The organism is Bifidobacterium sp. MSK.17.10 (assembly GCF_019129655.1).
GTDB classification, from domain to species: Bacteria; Actinomycetota; Actinomycetes; order Actinomycetales; family Bifidobacteriaceae; genus Bifidobacterium; species Bifidobacterium adolescentis.
Map to the genome: position 1 here is coordinate 50,048 of NZ_JAHOJD010000008.1, position 17,131 is coordinate 67,178.

Here is a 17,131-nt window from a genome sequence, read left to right on the forward strand (position 1 = left end):
AAAGAACACAACTACCTCTATAATCGGCTATATGAATGAAGCAACATCATCAAGCGCGACACCGCGCACAAAGGCAACAGCAAAGACAACAGCCAAGGCAGCGGCCACAAAGACAACGAGGACAGCCGCGAAATCAACCGCAAAGACGACAACCAAAAAACCAACCACCAAGCGCACTTCCAAGCCGAAAACCGCAACGAAGCGAACCGTCGGCGAAACTCCAGCACCTATCATCAACCGCACCAGCCCGGAACAGTTCGGCCGCGTAAACGTTCTTGGCATCACTCCGTCCGCCGAAAACGGCCTGTACCCGGCTCGCGTGGAGCTTGGCGAGGCATTCAAGGTCACCGCGCAGGTGTTCATCGAAGGCCGCACCAAGGCCGGTGCCACCGTGTCCGTGCGCAACACGCGCGGCACCGAGAAGGCCCGCTTCCCCATGACCTGCACCAACCCCGGCCTGGACCGCTGGGAAGCGATGGTCAAGATCGGCGACCACAGCGACCTGAAGCCGTGGGAAGATGGCTATGCCGACGTCAAGAAGCAGCTCGGCGAATGGCACATCGTGGTCGAAGGCTGGGAAGATACGTACGCTTCCTGGCTGCACGACGCGCAAATCAAGGTCGAGGTCGGCGACGATGTGGAGAACGCGCTGGAATCCGGCGCGCAGCTGCTGGAACGTTGGGCTGGCGCACGCGATTCCAAGCTGACCGCCGATGACAAGAAGACGCTGCGCGAAGCCGCGAAGACCGTTGCCGACAAGTCGCTCGACGCGACCGCGCGTCTTGCCGCAGCGACCACCGACGCAATCGCAAGCCTGCATGAAACCAATCCGCTGCGCGACGGCCTGAGCGCGTCGAATCCGCAGCGCTTCCGCGTGGAGCGTCCGAAGTCGAGCTTCGCCGCATGGTACCAGTTCTTCCCGCGTTCCGAAGGCGCGTATTTCGACGCCGACGGCAAGATCGTGCAGGGCACGCTGAAGACGGCGCTGTCCGGCCTCGACCGCGCGAAGGCCGAAGGCTTCGACATCGTGTACCTGCCGCCGATCTTCCCGATTGGCGTGACCAACCGCAAGGGCCGCAACAACACGCTGATTGCCGGACCGCACGATCCGGGCTCCCCGTTCGGCATCGGCTCCGAGCTGGGCGGCCACGACACCGTCGACCCGCTGCTCGGCACCATGGACGATTTCAAGGCGTTCTGCGCGCACGCGCATGAGCTGGGTATCGAAGTGGCGCTCGACTTCGCGCTGCAGTGCTCGCCTGACCACCCGTGGGTCAAACAGCATCCGAACTGGTTCCGCACCAAGCCGGACGGAACGATCGCATTCGCCGAGAATCCGCCGAAGAAGTACCAGGACATCTATCCGATCGATTTCAACGCCGACATGGAAGGCATCGAGGCCGAGGTTGAACGCATCATGGACCTGTGGGTCAAGGCTGGTGTGACGATCTTCCGTGTGGACAATCCGCATACCAAGCCGGTGCGGTTCTGGCAGGATGTGATCGCCGCGGTCACCAAGAAGCATCCCGAGGTGCTGTTCCTGGCCGAGGCGTTCACCCGTCCGGGCATGATGCGCGCGCTGAGCTATGCCGGCTTCACGCAGTCGCACTGCTACTTCCCGTGGCGCAACACCAAGGAGGAGCTTGAGGAGTATTTGGAGGAGACCAACGGCGACGGTGGTTTCTACCAGCACAACACCTTCTGGCCGTCCACGCCGGACATCATGACCGCCTACCTGCGCGACAACGGTATCGCCGGTCACGCGGTGCGCGCGGTGCTCGCCGCGATGGGCTCTCCGAGCTGGGGCATCTACAACGGCTATGAGCTCATCGAGAACAAGCAGCGTCCGGGATTCGAAGAGCAGATCGACAACGAGAAGTACGAAGTCAAGGTGCGCGAGTGGGACGAGGCCGACAAGTACGGCATCTCCGAGCTGCTCACCTCGCTCAACAAGATCCGTTCTGAGCATCCGGCATGCCGCAGCTACCACAACCTGCACATCCTGCCGAGCGACGATGCGGGCGTCATCGCGTTCCTGCGCCAGACCCCGGCCGAGCTTACCGGTACCGGCAAGCCGGATACGGTGATCGTGGTGGTGAACCTCGACGGCCACAACGCGCATCAGTCCATCGTGCACATCGAACTGCCGGACTTCGGTTTCGCCACCGACAAGCCGCTCAAGGTACGCGAAGAGCTGACCGGACGCGAGTTCGATTGGGGCTGGGACAACTACGTCTCGCTGGCACCGTGGGCCGACGTGGCGCACGTGCTGACGGTGGTCGAGGACTGAGTGAGTTTGGGTGCTAGGCACTCTGCCTAGCACCCAGCCAGCGCAAAACACATAGATCAAGGGCGGGTTGAAGACGTTTCTCACGTTTTCAACCCGGCTTTGTGCATTCCGTAGGTGGTTTTTTTGATTCCGTAGGTGCTCTCCGGTCAATCCACGCAAACAGAATGGCTGAAATCAAGCCTTTTTGCCGCAGGGATACCAGAGCCAACCACCTACGGAAGAGCAAAACCACCTACGGAATTGTTCTTCCAACGTTCCAAGGCAGGATAGTCAATCACAATCGGCCAAAAAGATGTTGACCAGCGAGCGCATCACGCCTTATCTCCCCAGCACTGAGCACCATTCATATAGGTATCCGGAAAATGGTGCCGATATGGCGCGAAAGCGGGTATTCTAAGTAACGAACTACTGCTGATCATTCGATCAAGGAGAAAACAATGGCAGAAACCTTCAACGTCGTGGTGGAAATTCCGCGCGGCTCCAAGAACAAGTACGAAGTGGATCACGAGACCGGCCGCGTGTTCCTGGACCGCACCCTGTTCACTTCCATGGGTTACCCGGATGACTATGGCTACATCGACGGCACTCTGGGCGAGGACGGCGATCCGCTCGACGCACTCGTCATGATTCCGAACTCCGTGTTCCCGGGCTGCGTGGTGGAATGCCGCGCCGTTGGCCTGTACCACATGGTCGACGAGGCTGGCGGAGACGACAAGGTGCTGTGCGTTCCGGCTGATGTGCGTTTCGACGACATCAAGGATGTCGAAGATGTTTCCGAGTACCACAAGGCTGAAATCAAGCACTTCTTCGAGCAGTACAAGGCTCTGGAGCCGGGCAAGGAAGTCCTGCCGGGCGATTACTGGACTGGCGCCGCCAAGGCCGAGGAGGAAATCGTCGCAGCCCGCAAGCGCCTCGCTGATAGCGAGAAGTGATCGCTTCTCCCCTTTTTATGTCAAAGCCCACTGCCCCCGGCAGTGGGCTTTTCCTCTTTTCCAGCCAGTGGAGGCCAGGTGCCGTTGCGGGGAGTCCAACGGACCAAAGCGTCCGATTTCTTCGTACCGCGGTATAGTGGTCTCTTGTAATTTTCGGCATGCGAACAGTATTCGCTGAATTCAAAGCCCGCTGGACGTCACATATCACATCCGCGTGCGGCAGTTCTGTGTCGGTACTCCTAGGCGTAGGCGGAACGCAATCCGTCGAGGCCCATCCCGTGGGGAGACCGGCGGGATGAACCTTTTCACCAGCTATGCTCATTCAGATTCTGCTTATTGGCGTGTCCGTGTCCATGGACGCGTTCGCCGTCTCCATCGGCAAAGGCCTGACCGTCAAGAAGCTTCGCGGCGTCGATGCGTTCAAAACCGCCCTGTGGTTCGGCGGATTCCAGGCGCTTTTCCCTCTGCTCGGCTATTTCGCGGCCAGCACGTTCAGCAAATACGTGACCGCCGTGGACCATTGGATCATTTTCGGCCTACTCGCTCTGATCGGCGGCAATATGATGCGCGAAGCCTTCGAAGAAGACGAGGAGAACGCCAAGGAAACCCCTGAATTCGATTGGAAGCACATGCTGCCGCTCGCCGTGGCCTGCAGCATCGACGCCTTCGCCGTCGGCGTGAGCTTCGCATTCATGACGCTCAACATCTGGCTTTCGGTGGTCATCATCGGCGTCACCACCGGCCTGTTCTCCGCGGCCGGCCTGTATATCGGCCGCGCGTTCGGCTCGCGGTGGCAGAAGCCCGCGCAGATCGCCGGCGGCATCGTGCTGATTCTTATCGGCGTGAAGGTGCTGTTCGAGCATCTCGGATTCCTCGGTTGACTGCCAATCCAACATAATAAAAGCCCGTAATCATTGCGATTACGGGCTTTGTCATTAGAACAGCCGTTTACAGCACGACGATGGCGAGCGCCGCCAGACCGACTGCGAGACCGGTCAGCATGACCGGCAGCAGTGCGAGGCCGATCCACGGCGAACGCGCATCCGGCTCGGGGTCGGCGTCGCGGTGCCAGAAGTACGAGCACACGGTGAGCGCCACGGCCACCAATACCGTCACGATCGCGGCGACGACCCATGTCGTGGTCACGTTGCTGAACATGTCCACCGTGGCTCCGGAGGCAGCGGACATGGCGGCGGCCCTGGAATGCGTTGTCGGCAGGAGCACCGGCAGGAAGCACCAGCCCGCGCTGGCGATCATGGCGACGCCTTCGACCACGCTGTGCGACAGCGAGCGGATCAGGTGCGTGCGGTTTTCGCGGGCCATCTGCCGGCCGAAGGATACGATGATCAGCACGATCAGCAGTCCGCCCACGCCGGCGATCCACGCTTCCTCCATGGAGAAGCTTTTGCCGCCATCCAGGCCGGCGGGGAAGATCACATTGCCCAGCATCACGGTCGTGGCGCAGATCGCCGACAGCAGGCCTGCGATCGCGGCGATCACATGGCCGGCGACGCCGTCGCGGAACGGACTGAACACCACCAGCAGCACGACCATCGCCAGCGAGGCGATGATCGTGAACGGAACCGCGGCCGGTTTGGCGGCGTCGCCGTACATCATGCCGGGAACCAATGCGAGCGCCACCAGCACCACATATGCGATGATCTGAATCGCCAGGACCTTGGCAAAAGCGACTTTCCGCGTGGCTTCCTGGGCGGTGGCCTTCTCAGCGGTCATCTCGGACCCCCTTTTCATATTGTGGTCATTCCGTATGCAATATGAATAAATGTAGCCGTAAGTGTCCACATACTTCGGTTACAATCGAGGAAACGCCGATAACACATACCGAGTGTACAATCGCGGCATCAGTTATAGGGAACATGAGGGAGCTGACGTGACGGATCTTACGCTTATGACGTTCGCTAGCGACCCGGCCACCGTTCTTCCCTCGCTGGCGTTGCTGTCCCACCGCGTGCGCGTTCTGCCGATGGATGCGGCGAGCTTGGTGAAGATGCCGGAGAACACCATTCTGTTTCTTGATGCGCGTGACGATTTGGCCACCGCGAAAACGCTGTGCCGCCTGATTCACGCGTCCGGACTGTCCACGCCGATTGTGCTGATTCTCACCGAGGGTGGTTTCACCGTGGTGAATTCGCAGTGGGACATCGCCGATGTGGTGGTGGCCTCCGCTTCCCCCGCCGAAGTGGAGGGGCGTCTGCGTCTGGTGTCCGAACGGGGCAATGCGCCGGCCAGCACGGCCGCTAGCACCGGCGAGCAGGGCGTGCAGAACGAGGATGGTCTGATCCGTTCCGGCGATTTGGTGGTGGATACCAACGGTTATACGGCCAGCCTGCATGGCCATCCGATCGACTTGGCGTACAAGGAGTTCGAGCTGCTCAAGTATCTGGTGCAGCATCCGGGCCGCGTGTTCACGCGTGCGCAGCTGCTGCAGGAGGTGTGGGGCTACGACTATTACGGCGGCACCCGCACTGTGGACGTGCATATCCGTCGTCTGCGCGCCAAGCTGGGCGGCGAGTACGAGCATCTCATCGGCACCGTGCGCAACGTCGGCTATCGTTTCGATCCGCCGGAAGAGGATGAGCATGAGGCCGCGGCCAAGGATGCGGCTCACGGCGAGTCCGGCGAAAGCTGACTTTTTTCTTGCGATCATTCCGTTGATGTTCGACGGGTTTCGTTTGTTTTCGTTGGCCTTTCGCTGATTTCCTGTTGTTTTTTGCTGATTTTCTGTCGTTTTTTCGATGGATTTTCGCTGTTTTTGCCGATTGCGACGTTTCCATAGGTTTTCCGCGTTCGTCCGCATGCGAGGGGTAGGCTGGAGGCATGCCTCGGGAATCGAAGAAGGCGCGGATCGCGCGCATGCATCAGGAATACGAGCAGTTGTGCGTGGAGATTTCCGATCCGAAATGCGCGTTGAACTTCAATTCTCCTTTCGAACTGCTGGTGGCTACGGTGTTGAGCGCGCAGACCACCGACAAGCGCGTGAACATGGTCACGCCGGAACTGTTCGGCGAATATCCCGGTCCGGCGGAGCTTGCCGCCGCGAATCCCGAGCACGTCGAGGACATCATCCGCACCATCGGCTTCTTCCGTACGAAAGCGCGCAATATCATCGGGCTGTCGCATGAGTTGTGCGTGCGATTCGGGGGCGAGGTGCCAGCCGATATGGCTTCGCTGGTCAGCCTGCCGGGCGTGGGCCGCAAAACCGCGAACGTGGTGTTGGGCAACGCGTTCGGCGTGCCCGGTTTTCCTGTGGACACGCATGTGATTCGTGTGACTGGGCGATTGCGGTGGCGGTCCGACTGGGCGAGCCCCTCCCCTGACCCGGTGGCCATCGAACGTGAGGTCACCGCCTGCTTCCCTCCCGAAGAATGGACCGATCTGTCTCACCGTTTGATATTGCATGGCCGCGCCATCTGCCATGCGCGAAAACCGGATTGCGCCGACTGCCCCCTCAACGACACGTGTCCGAGCGCGTTCGCCGCGTGATTCCGACGCATGCCAGCCGCCGCGCCGGCACTCCGTCGAATCGCACCCGGCCATCGGGCGTGTAGCACGCGTCAACTAGACTCGGGTGCATGGATGAAAACGGGCGGAAACGTAATCTGAAAGCCGAGGCGACGCGCTGGCTGATCTTCTTCGGCGTCGCGATCGTGCTCAGTGTGCTGCTGTGGCTGGGACTGTCGCTGACAGGCCGCAAGAATCCCATCACATCCTTCGGCACGCTCGTCTCCGACTCGTCGGTGACCGTCGGCATCGAAGGCAATGCGCCGAAATCGCTTGACATCCGCACCGAACAAGGCACCGCCGTGGAGCAAGCGCTGCTCGGCAACGTATACGAAACGCTGGTGTCACGCAGCGAAACCAACAAACTGCAGCCGGGAATCGCCAGCTCCTGGCAGGCTTCCGACGACGGTCTCACGTACACGTTCACGCTGAACGACGGCATGACGTTCGCCAATGGGCACAAACTCGACTCGTCCGACGTGGTCTGGTCGCTGCAGAACGCCGTCAACAACCATTACGTGGGAGCCGACCAGCTTGGTGATCTGAAGGAAATCACCAATCCCAATGCGAATACGGTGGTCATCACGCTCGCCAAGCCGAATCCGCGGCTGTTGCGCGCGCTGGCCGGCCGTGCAGGCGTCGTGTACGACGCGGAAAGCAAAACCAACTATGCGAAATCGGCGGTCGGATCGGGACCATTCACCGTGTCAACCGCGGACCAATCGCAAATCGTGCTGCAACGCAACGACTCGTATTGGGGCAAAAAAGCCGCATCATCGCAAGTGACGCTCTACTACTACACCAACGAGGAATCCATGGCCGATGCCATGAAAGCCGGCAAAATCAGCATGGCGCTGCCGCTGAGCGCTTCAACCGCCTCGGAACTGGGCAAGACCAACGGTATTACCGCGGACAGCGGCATCAGCTTCGACAAGGTGATGCTCGCGTTCAACAACGACAACAACAGCCCCTTCTCCGACGAGCAGATCCGCAAGATGACGCGATACGCCATCGATGCGAAGACCATCGCCAAGAACGCGCCCGACGCGTACGCGCCGCTAGGAGGGCCGATCAGCCCGCTGGAAGACGGGTATGAGGACCTGAGCGGCCTGTACCCCTACAATCTCGAACAGGGGCAACGGATGCGCACGTATTTCGGAGTGAACTACATCGCGCCAATCGACATTCTGGTGCCGAAGGAATACGAAAGCATCGGCAACGACGTGAAAACCGCCATCGAAAACCTCAACATCAACACCAATCTGGAAGTGCTCGATTCCGCCGCGGACGTGACGGAACGCATGAACGCCGGCACCTATAACATCGCGCTGACCACCATGAGCGACGAAGGTGACGCAAGCGTCTTCGACAACGGCCAGTCCGTGTTCCATTTCGAGAACGGCGACGCGCAGCAGGCTTACGCCAATGCCATGGCCGCGACCAACGACAACGATTATCAGGCCCGCATGCGCGATTACGCGCGCGCCGTCAGCGAAAACGCGGCCAGCGACTGGCTGTACACACGTAAGAACTTCCTTGCCGTTTCCGATGGGCTGCAGGGGTATCCGAAGAATCTGACCGACCGTCTGCTGCCGTTGAACAGATTGACGCTGCACTGATTTTTCCACGGTTTTTTATGTGGATTTTCCGCGATTTGCCTGCGATTCCGGCATTCGGTTCGATAGGCGCTGATACGACGGCAGTTGTCACATTCGCTTTCTAGACTAGCGACTATGACTGAAAGCCAAGATAACACCATCAACGCGAACCTCACGCCGCTGCCCGACAGGGTCGGCGTGGACGGTCTCGAAGACAAGTGGCGTGGCGTCTGGGACGAGAGCGGAGTCTACAAGTTCCAGGGCACCCGCGACCGCAAGGCCGTCTATTCCATCGATACCCCGCCGCCCACCGTTTCGGGCCACCTGCATGTGGGCCACGTGTTCTCCTACACGCATACCGATGTGATCGCGCGTTTCAAGCGCATGAACGGCTACGACGTGTTCTACCCGATGGGCTGGGACGACAACGGCCTGCCGACCGAACGCCGTGTGCAGAACTATTACGGCGTGCGCGTGGACACTTCCCTGAAGTACGATCCGAATTTCGTGCCGCCGTTCGAAGGCACCGATGGCAAGAAGATCGACGCCAAGGACCAGGTGCCGATCTCCCGTAAGAACTTCATCGAACTGTGTGAAAAGCTCACCGCCCAGGACGAGAAGCAGTTCGAGGCGCTGTGGCGCTCCCTCGGCCTGTCCATCGACTGGTCGCAGACCTACCACACCATCGGCGAGCATCCGCAGCGCGTGGCCCAGAAAGCGTTCCTGCGCAACCTGGCTCGCGGAGAGGCGTATCAGAAGGACGCCCCGGGCCTGTGGGACGTGACGTTCCAGACCGCAGTGGCGCAGGCCGAACTGGAATCGCGCGAATACCCGGGCTTCTACCACAAGTTGGCCTTCCGTTTCGAAGACGGCACCCCGATCTACATCGAGACCACCCGTCCGGAACTGCTGGCCGCCTGCGGCGCGCTGATCGCGCATCCGGACGACGAGCGTTACAAGCAGTATTTCGGCCAGTACGTCTACTCCCCGCTGTTCCATGTGAAGGTGCCGATTCTGGCGCATAAGGCGGCGGAAATGGACAAGGGCGCCGGCATCGCCATGTGCTGTACGTTCGGCGACGTGACCGACGTCGAATGGTGGCGCGATCTGAACCTGCCGCTGCGTTCCATCATCCAGCGCAACGGGCGCATCGTCATGGACACCCCGGATTGGATCGAAGACGAGGAAGGCAAGCGTATCTTCCAGGAGACCGCGGGCAAGACCACGTTCTCCGCACGTAAGGTCATCGTCGACGAGCTGCGCGCTGCCGGCGATCTGGACGGCGAGCCGACCCCGACCAAGCGTATGACGAACTTCTACGAGAAGGGCGACAAGCCGCTCGAAATCGTCACCTCCCGCCAGTGGTACCTAAAGAACGGCGGCACCGACGAGAAGCTGAACGCCGAGCTCATCGCGCGCGGCAAGGAGCTGAACTTCCACCCCGATTTCATGCGCGTGCGCTACGAGAACTGGGTGCACGGCCTCAACGGCGACTGGCTGATCTCCCGCCAGCGCTTCTTCGGCGTTCCGTTCCCGCTGTGGTACCCGGTGAAGGAGGATGGCACCCCGGATTACGATCATCCGATCACCCCGAGCGAGGACCGTCTGCCGATCGATCCGACCGACGATGTGCCGGAAGGCTACACCGAGGACCAGCGTGACGTGCCGGGCGGCTTCACCGCCGAGCCGGACATCATGGATACTTGGGCCACCTCGTCGCTCACCCCGCAGATCGTGACCCGCTGGGAGGAACCGGGCGAGGAGAACCAGGCGATCTTCAATGCCACCTTCCCGATGGATCTGCGTCCGCAGGGCCAGGACATCATCCGCACTTGGCTGTTCTCCACCATGGATCGCGCGCATCTCGAGAACAAGTGCCTGCCGTGGGCCAACACCACGCTGTCGGGCTGGATCCTCGATCCGGACCACAAGAAGATGTCGAAGTCCAAGGGCAACGTGGTCGTGCCGGACAAGCCGATCAAGCAGTTCGGCGCCGACGCGGTGCGTTACTGGGCCGCCGCCGCCCGTCTGGGTCTGGATGCCACGTACGACGAAGGCCAGATGAAGATCGGCCGCCGTCTTGCCATCAAGCTGCTCAACGCCACCAAGTTCGCGCTGGCCATCGGACGTGAGGACGAGAACCATCACGTGGGCGCTCCGGCAGTCGCCGCATGGAACCCGGCCGACGTGACCGAGCCGATCGACCGTTCCGCGATGTCCAAGATGGCCGCCGTGGTCCGCGAAGCCACCGACGATCTCAACAACTACGAGCATTCCAAGGCTCTGGAAGTCATCGAGAACTACTTCTGGCAGTTCTGCGACGACTACATCGAGCTGGTCAAGAACCGCGCCTACGGCACCGCCGATTCCACCGGCAACGTGCCGAGCGAGGCCGCGGTGAAGTCCGCACGCACCACGCTGGGCCTGGGTCTTGATGCGTTCGCGCGCCTGCTGGCCCCGTACCTGCCGTATGCCACCGAAGAGGTGTGGAGCTGGATGCATGAGGGCGAAGGCTCCGTGCACCGCGCAGCATGGCCTGCGGCCGACGTGTACGCGGCCGCCGCCGGCGACGCATCCGCCGATCTGCTTGCTCATGCCGGTGAGGCTCTGGCCGCGCTGCGTGGCATCAAGTCGAAGGCCAAGGTTTCGATGAAGACCCCGATCCTGTCCGTGACGCTGGCCGCCGCGGATGAGGTTCGCACGGCCGTCGAGGCCGCGCTGGGCGATATTGCCGAAGCTGGTCGCGTGACCGGACCGATCGCCTTCACCGCACCGGCTGCCGCCGAGGGTGAGGACGAGGCCGCCGATGTGACGGTCGCCGAAAGCGAGCTAGGCGAACCGCCGGCCAAGAAACCGAAGAAGTGAGTCTCTGAGGTGAGCCGCCAGCGGCTTTTGTAGCGCAGCCGCTCACTTCACCCACATACGAGGGGCCTTTCCTTTGCATGAAGGAGAGGCCCCTCGTATATCCCGTCACTGTCTGCAACTAACCGTGCCCCCTTTTGCTCATATTCAGTCAAAATCGCGGGAAAAATGCTTTCGTGAGCGAAAAGGGGTATAAATCGCAGGCAAAACGGTCGAAATCATATCCCCTTTTGCTCACGTCCGTGCAGAATCGCCCTAAATCGCAAGACGTGCGCGCATAGAACCGTCCTTATCCCGTTCTCGGCTGTTCTCAGCGTACATTCCCGCCCCTGCGCACAAACCCGTACGCGAAAAAATGGTTTTTATGGGAGTAATCTCAACGAATGCACAAGCGGAGGCGGAAATCGCAATCAAAAACCCCGAAACGTACCACGTAAGCAACGGAGCACTATCGGATTTAGCGCATCGCACAAACCGCGTGCTCTACAACACCGGAACGGACAGGAGGTACTGCGGGCCAGCGGACGAATTTCCGGAACCGTTCCCACCCAATCCGGCCTGCAGCGCATCGTCGAAAACTTCCGCAGCGGCGGCCAATTCGACCGTCTCGTCAATCAAATCGCCATTATCCGGCGTGAAACCGGTTTTCGCCAAGCCATAGCCGGCAACCGGCAACGAACTGGACATCGAATCGGCGGAAGAAGAGGAATCGGAACCGCTGTTCTTCGAAGAGCCGTCCACTCCCCCGACTTTCGCCACATTCTTCGACGTGGTGTCCGCTGCGGCGCCGAACGACGGGCGTAGTCCGCCCGCGTAGCTCATCACATCATCCATGCTGATGGCGTTCTTGTCATCGACCAAGCTGGTCGAATCGGCGGTGTTGTTCTTCGCCTGCGCGCGTTCGGCCTTGCGTTGCGCACGGGACCGCCGTTTCTCGGCTTTCGCGCACAACGATTGGCTGGCGGAGGCGGAACGCAACGTGTCCAGCACAGAAGCGTCATCGGCAGCGCCCGATTCGGACGTGTCGTCATCCGAATCCAGCTGGTCGGCGAATCGCAGCACGATCTGGTGGAATGCGCTGGCCTGTCCGGTGTGCTCGCTGGCGTCCGCCAACGCGGTCATCGCCGCGGACACCTTGTCGGACGCGGTTTTGAGCTTCTCATTGTCTTTGATGCCGGCACGCACGTCGGCGATCGCCTGGGTTTTGTAGCTGCCAGCCGTGCCTGCGGTGGCGCCCAGTTCCTTAAGCCGAGCCGTGTATGCGTCGGTGAAATCCATCGAATACGGGATCATGGCCGCGGACAGCTGCGATTGGCCGGCACTGTAGTCTTTGGAGCCGCGCTGTTGTTCCTCGCCGGCGCGCTTGGTGAGCTCGTTCACCAAGCCGGATGTGCCACGCTGTTCGATGGTGCGAATCACCTCGTCGACGGCGTCGGCCGCGCCGATATGCCGGTATGCGGCGCTCACGTCGTTGACGGCGTTGGCCAGGTCTGCCACGGATTTAGCTACGGAGGTATCGCCGTTCAGTTCGGACGCGGTGCCGAGAATGGCGGGAAGCTGTGTGGCGTTGCCGATCGAACCGGACAGATGCGTGGTGTATGAGCCCACGTACGCGTCGATGTAGCCGTCGAACGCCTGATCGTGTGCTTTGGAACGTACGGCGATGGTCTGTTTGGCAAGCGCTTTCTCGTTGTCTCTGAGCTGTTCCAGTTGGGCGATGAGCTTGCGGTTGCGTTGCGAGCCGACGTTGGTCAGACCGTCCACCAAGGTGGTTGCGCGCTTGGTCAGGTCAGGCAGTGATTGCTGAACGTTGCCTTCCACCGCGGCGATGGACAGTGAGCTCATGGTGAAGTGCTTCGCCGTCACGTAGGCGTTGAAGGTCAGGTCCTCGCCCGGTTTGCCGACCGCAGCCACCAGGGTCGAGGTGTTGTCGGATGAGACGAGCACGCCGTCATCGGCGGTCACGTCACTGCCGACGCGTCCGGGAATGGTGAAGGCGACGATTGGCGTCAGATTGGCGGTCACGTCGGGTTTCGTGGCATGCAGGGCGATGCGTATGCCGATCATGCCGGAAGCGCCGGAAACGTCGGAAACGCTTACGTCGGGCCCGTTGAGGGTGAAGGAGGCGGATATTTTCCACGGCAATGCGACAACGCCTTTGGGAACGCGTTTCGACGTGGAGGATCCGCTGTTGGTCAGGAAAAGGCGGCCTGGTTTGTCGATGGAGGTGTAGGCGCTCATCACGTCATCATGCGATGCATCGGCCGCGTACTGCCCATTCTGTTGCAAGGCCGATATCGCGTCGTTCACGCCGACTGCCGCGACGGGAGCGGCGGTGATGACGGCGACCGCGATCGCCGCGGCAAGCGGGCGTCGGGCACCGGATGGACGGTTCGCGGTGGCGTGGCGCATGCCGGACCTCTCAATCGCAATCGAAACAACTTCCCAAGGCATTTAATGTAGTGCCCGGCATGCCCGTCGGCAATGGACGTTCGCGCGGGGCGCGCGGAAAACGGACGGCTCAGGCGAAAACGTCGAGTACGCCCGGGTCTCCCCCGTTTTCGGCGATGCGCTTGTGGCGGCGCTTGGCCTCGGTCACCACGAATTCGCGGTACATTTCGGCGATTTCCGGATCCAGTCCGGCTTCGTCGGCAATGCGATGCAGACGCTCGATCTGGGCATGTTCACGCTGGTAATCGGCCGGCGCGAAGCCCGCACGCGCCTTGAGCACACCCACCTGCGACGTGTATTTGAACCGTTCCGCCAGCAGCGAGACGATGGCGGTGTCGACGTTGTCTATCGATTGGCGCAGCGAGGCGATTTTAGCCACCACATCGGCCACTTCGGGGTTGTTCTGCGCGGTGCGCGCGTCGATGATGGTTTCGGATTCGGTTTCTTCTTCTGGCCGAAGCCAGTCATGTTCGCTGTCGCTCATGGGTATAAGCCTACCGCGCACCCTACCGCGGCATCTGCCGAACAGCGGTCACTTCGCGAAGTAACGCTGCAGCACGATGGTGGTTTCGGTGCTGACCGACACCGTGCGATGGATGAGGTTCAACAGCTCTTCGAGCTTGCTGGGCGATTCGACGCGAACGGTGAGCATGAAGCTGGGCGAACCGGCGACGGAATCGCAGGACATGATGCCGTCGATGTTTTTAAGCTTGTCTGGAATCTCGGCTTCCTGGGAGTAATCGATGGGCGTGACCGCGATGTAGGCGTTCACCGCAAGGCCGCGGCGCTCGTCGTCGATAACCGCCTTGTAGCCGCGGATCACGCCGCGACGCTCAAGCTTCTGCACGCGCGACTGCACGGCGGACACGGACAGGCCTGTCGCCTCGGAAAGGTGGGACAGCGTGGCTCGGCCATCCTTTTCAAGCATGTCGAGGATTACGCCATCGGTCGCGTCGAGCTGGCTCGCAACCGTACGTGCGTCTACCGGACCATTGTCACTGTTGGCCATTCATACCCCTTTTCCAACAATCCACTGCACCGGCCGCAATCGACCGTTCCCACTGCAGTTCCATGTTCTTTTTCTTCCTTACCATACCCACTACCGCGCACATACCGTCGCGGAATCGCCGCAGTTTATCCGGACGGCGCAACGCTGTCATGAAATATCTTTGTTTTATTTAGCTCATACCCCCATATCGACCATATATATATTTTTCCCATTTATCTTTTCTCGTCGTATTTTTACCTATTTTTTAATTGACAACGTTGTCCAAAAAGTGGCCAATTTCACGAAATTCGTCGAAACGTACGCATAGGAAAGGGGCTACACGGCGATTGCCATGCAGCCCCTCAAACCTTCAGATTCGCTTGCAGCCGACGACTCAGTTGCCGTTGGTGGCGTTGCCGCTCTGCTGGATGAGCGACGCCATGAAATCGCGGTTGGTCGCTGTCTTCTTCAGGCGTGGCACGAGCGTCTGGTAGGCCTGTTCCGGCTCGAGGCCGCCCAGCAGGCGACGCAGACGGTAGATGATCGGCAGTTCCTGCGGATCGGTGATGAGCTCCTCGCGGCGGGTGCCGGAGGCGTTCACGTCGATGGCCGGGAACAGGCGCTTGTCGGCGAGCTCACGGCTCAGGCGCAGTTCCATGTTGCCGGTGCCCTTGAATTCCTCGAAGATCACCTCGTCCATCTTGGAACCGGTTTCCACCAGCGCGGAGGAGATGATGGTCAGGGAGCCGCCGTTTTCGATGTTGCGGGCGGCGCCGAAGAACTTCTTCGGCGGGTACAGCGCCTGCGCGTCCACACCACCGGACAGGATGCGGCCGGAGGCCGGCGCGGCGATGTTGTAGGCGCGGGCCAGACGGGTCATGGAGTCGAGCAGCACCACCACGTCCTGGCCGAGCTCCACGAGACGCTTGGCGCGTTCGATGGCCAGTTCGGCGACGGTGGTGTGGTCGGAGGCCGGACGGTCGAAGGTGGAGGAGATGACCTCGCCCTGCACCGTGCGTTCCATGTCGGTGACTTCCTCCGGACGTTCGTCCACGAGGACGACCATCAGGTGGACTTCCGGATTGTTGGTGGCGATCGCGTTGGCGATGTTCTGCAGGGTGATGGTCTTGCCGGCCTTCGGCGGGGACACGATCAGGCCACGCTGGCCCTTGCCGATCGGCGCCACGATGTCGATGAGGCGGCCGGTGAGCTTGTTCGGCGTGGTCTCCTGCTTCAGGCGTTCCTGCGGATACAGCGGGGTGAGCTTGCTGAACTGCGGACGATGCTGCGCTTCCTCGACGCTCATGCCGTTGATGGAGTCGATGGACTGCAGCGGCACGAACTTCTGACGCTGGTTGCGACGTTCGCCTTCACGCGGGGCGCGGATGGAGCCGTGCACGGCGTCGCCCTTGCGCAGGCCATACTTCTTGACCTGGCCCATGGAAACATACACGTCGTTCGGTCCCGGCAGGTAGCCGGACGTACGCACGAACGCGTAGGAGTCGAGCACGTCGACGATGCCGGCGACCGGCACGAGGTCTTCCTTCGGCTCGTCGCGATGCTGGTCACGGTCGGCGCGATCCATACGATCGTTGCGCTGGTCGCGGTCGGCGTTGCGGTCCATGCGGTCGGCGCGATCGTTACGGTCGTTGCGATCATTGCGATCGCCCCTGCCGCGACGCTCGTCACGCTCGTCGTAATCGCGGTCACGGACACGCATACGGCGGCCACGGCGATCGTTGCGTCCACGGCTGTGACGGTATTCGTTGTCTTCGGTCTCGTCGCGACGCTTATCATCATCGGCGTCTTCCTGCGACGGCAGCGTGGCGAGGATGTCATCAAGGTCGCGCACGACGTCTTCGCTCTTCGGCCCGTCCGCCACGCGACGGCGGCGACGCGGCTCGAAATCGTCCCTACGGTCGTCATCACGACGGCGACGGCGGTCATCCTGCTTCGGAGCGGCATCGTCAAGGCCCAGTTCGGCGAGCAGGTCGGCGCCGGCTTCGGCGTCACGATGGCGACGACGCTTCGGCGCTTCATCGTTCGGCTTCAACGCGTCCACCGCTGCCACGGCATCCGCGACTTCGGAGGATTCCGCGGACTTGGCCTGCTTGGCACGGACGGGGCGTTCCTCCTGCTTGGCTTCATCGGCCTTCTTGTCCTTTGCCGATTTGACCTCAGCGTCTGCGGCGGGAGCGGACTTTGGCGCGCGCACGGTGACGCCGGCCGGAGCCTGGCCGCCGGAACGGGCGGCTTGAAGTGTTGCGATCAGTTCGGTCTTGCGCATGGTGGAGACACCACGAAGTCCCATCTGCTTGGCGAGCTCCTTGAGCTCGGGCAGTTTCATATCATCGAGATTAGGGCTTGTTGCCACTGGTAGTTGCCTTTCCTTGGCTTCCACAGGCATGCGCCCGCGACAGCTGTAAAAAAGAATTGCGGAAAATTTCCGTCGAATGAAAAGTCCGCCGCGAAACATCGCGGTTTTCGA

Annotated in this window: 12 protein-coding genes; 7 read left to right on the forward strand and 5 right to left on the reverse strand. The window is 61.1% G+C overall.

Translation table 11 applies throughout. The features are described from left to right. The first annotated feature begins 31 nt into the window (after positions 1-31). The 3 genes from KSX58_RS08040 to KSX58_RS08050 all read left to right on the forward strand — a co-directional run bounded on the left by KSX58_RS08040 (position 32) and on the right by KSX58_RS08050 (position 4,103). On the forward strand, positions 32-2,290 hold the full coding sequence (locus tag KSX58_RS08040; RefSeq protein WP_217736127.1) for a maltotransferase domain-containing protein: 2,259 nt from the start codon (positions 32-34) through the stop codon (positions 2,288-2,290). 437 nt (positions 2,291-2,727) lie between these two features. After that, on the forward strand, positions 2,728-3,222 hold the full coding sequence (locus tag KSX58_RS08045) for an inorganic diphosphatase (protein WP_021913572.1): 495 nt from the start codon (positions 2,728-2,730) through the stop codon (positions 3,220-3,222). Between the two features lie 314 nt (positions 3,223-3,536). Then, the gene (locus KSX58_RS08050; protein WP_117762691.1) at positions 3,537-4,103 is read left to right on the forward strand and encodes a manganese efflux pump MntP family protein; all 567 of its coding nucleotides are present in this window, start codon (positions 3,537-3,539) and stop codon (positions 4,101-4,103) included. A gap of 67 nt (positions 4,104-4,170) precedes the next feature. Here the strand turns inward: KSX58_RS08050 and KSX58_RS08055 are convergent, their stop codons facing one another. Then, on the reverse strand, positions 4,171-4,956 hold the full coding sequence (locus KSX58_RS08055; protein WP_039775832.1) for a hypothetical protein: 786 nt from the start codon (positions 4,954-4,956) through the stop codon (positions 4,171-4,173). A 157-nt stretch (positions 4,957-5,113) separates the two neighbouring features. On the opposite strand from KSX58_RS08055, the gene KSX58_RS08060 reads away from it, so the two are divergent. The 4 genes from KSX58_RS08060 (at position 5,114) to valS (ending at position 11,207) form a co-directional block, all read left to right on the forward strand. Continuing rightward, positions 5,114-5,872 carry a response regulator transcription factor gene (locus KSX58_RS08060; RefSeq protein ID WP_217736128.1) on the forward strand — a complete coding sequence of 253 codons (759 nt, stop codon included), beginning with the start codon at positions 5,114-5,116 and terminating at the stop codon, positions 5,870-5,872. Positions 5,873-6,060: 188 nt separating this feature from the next. Further along, positions 6,061-6,726, forward strand: coding sequence for an endonuclease III (gene nth, locus KSX58_RS08065; protein WP_055054963.1), 666 nt, complete (start codon positions 6,061-6,063; stop codon positions 6,724-6,726). 89 nt (positions 6,727-6,815) lie between these two features. Continuing rightward, positions 6,816-8,363: an ABC transporter substrate-binding protein gene (locus tag KSX58_RS08070; RefSeq protein ID WP_217736129.1), complete on the forward strand. Its 1,548-nt coding sequence runs from the start codon at positions 6,816-6,818 to the stop codon at positions 8,361-8,363. A 114-nt stretch (positions 8,364-8,477) separates the two neighbouring features. After that, positions 8,478-11,207: a valine--tRNA ligase gene (valS, locus tag KSX58_RS08075; protein WP_217736130.1), complete on the forward strand. Its 2,730-nt coding sequence runs from the start codon at positions 8,478-8,480 to the stop codon at positions 11,205-11,207. A 480-nt stretch (positions 11,208-11,687) separates the two neighbouring features. Here the strand turns inward: valS and KSX58_RS08080 are convergent, their stop codons facing one another. The 4 genes from KSX58_RS08080 to rho form a co-directional block, all read right to left on the reverse strand. Next, positions 11,688-13,658, reverse strand: coding sequence for a hypothetical protein (locus KSX58_RS08080; protein ID WP_217736131.1), 1,971 nt, complete (start codon positions 13,656-13,658; stop codon positions 11,688-11,690). 67 nt (positions 13,659-13,725) lie between these two features. Then, a complete protein-coding gene (locus KSX58_RS08085) occupies positions 13,726-14,139 on the reverse strand; it encodes a chorismate mutase (RefSeq protein ID WP_011743741.1) in 414 nt (137 codons plus the stop codon). Between the two features lie 48 nt (positions 14,140-14,187). Then, on the reverse strand, positions 14,188-14,664 hold the full coding sequence (locus KSX58_RS08090) for an Lrp/AsnC family transcriptional regulator (protein ID WP_035011312.1): 477 nt from the start codon (positions 14,662-14,664) through the stop codon (positions 14,188-14,190). Between the two features lie 373 nt (positions 14,665-15,037). Continuing rightward, positions 15,038-17,017: a transcription termination factor Rho gene (rho, locus tag KSX58_RS08095; RefSeq protein WP_070122633.1), complete on the reverse strand. Its 1,980-nt coding sequence runs from the start codon at positions 17,015-17,017 to the stop codon at positions 15,038-15,040. Positions 17,018-17,131: the final 114 nt, after the last annotated feature.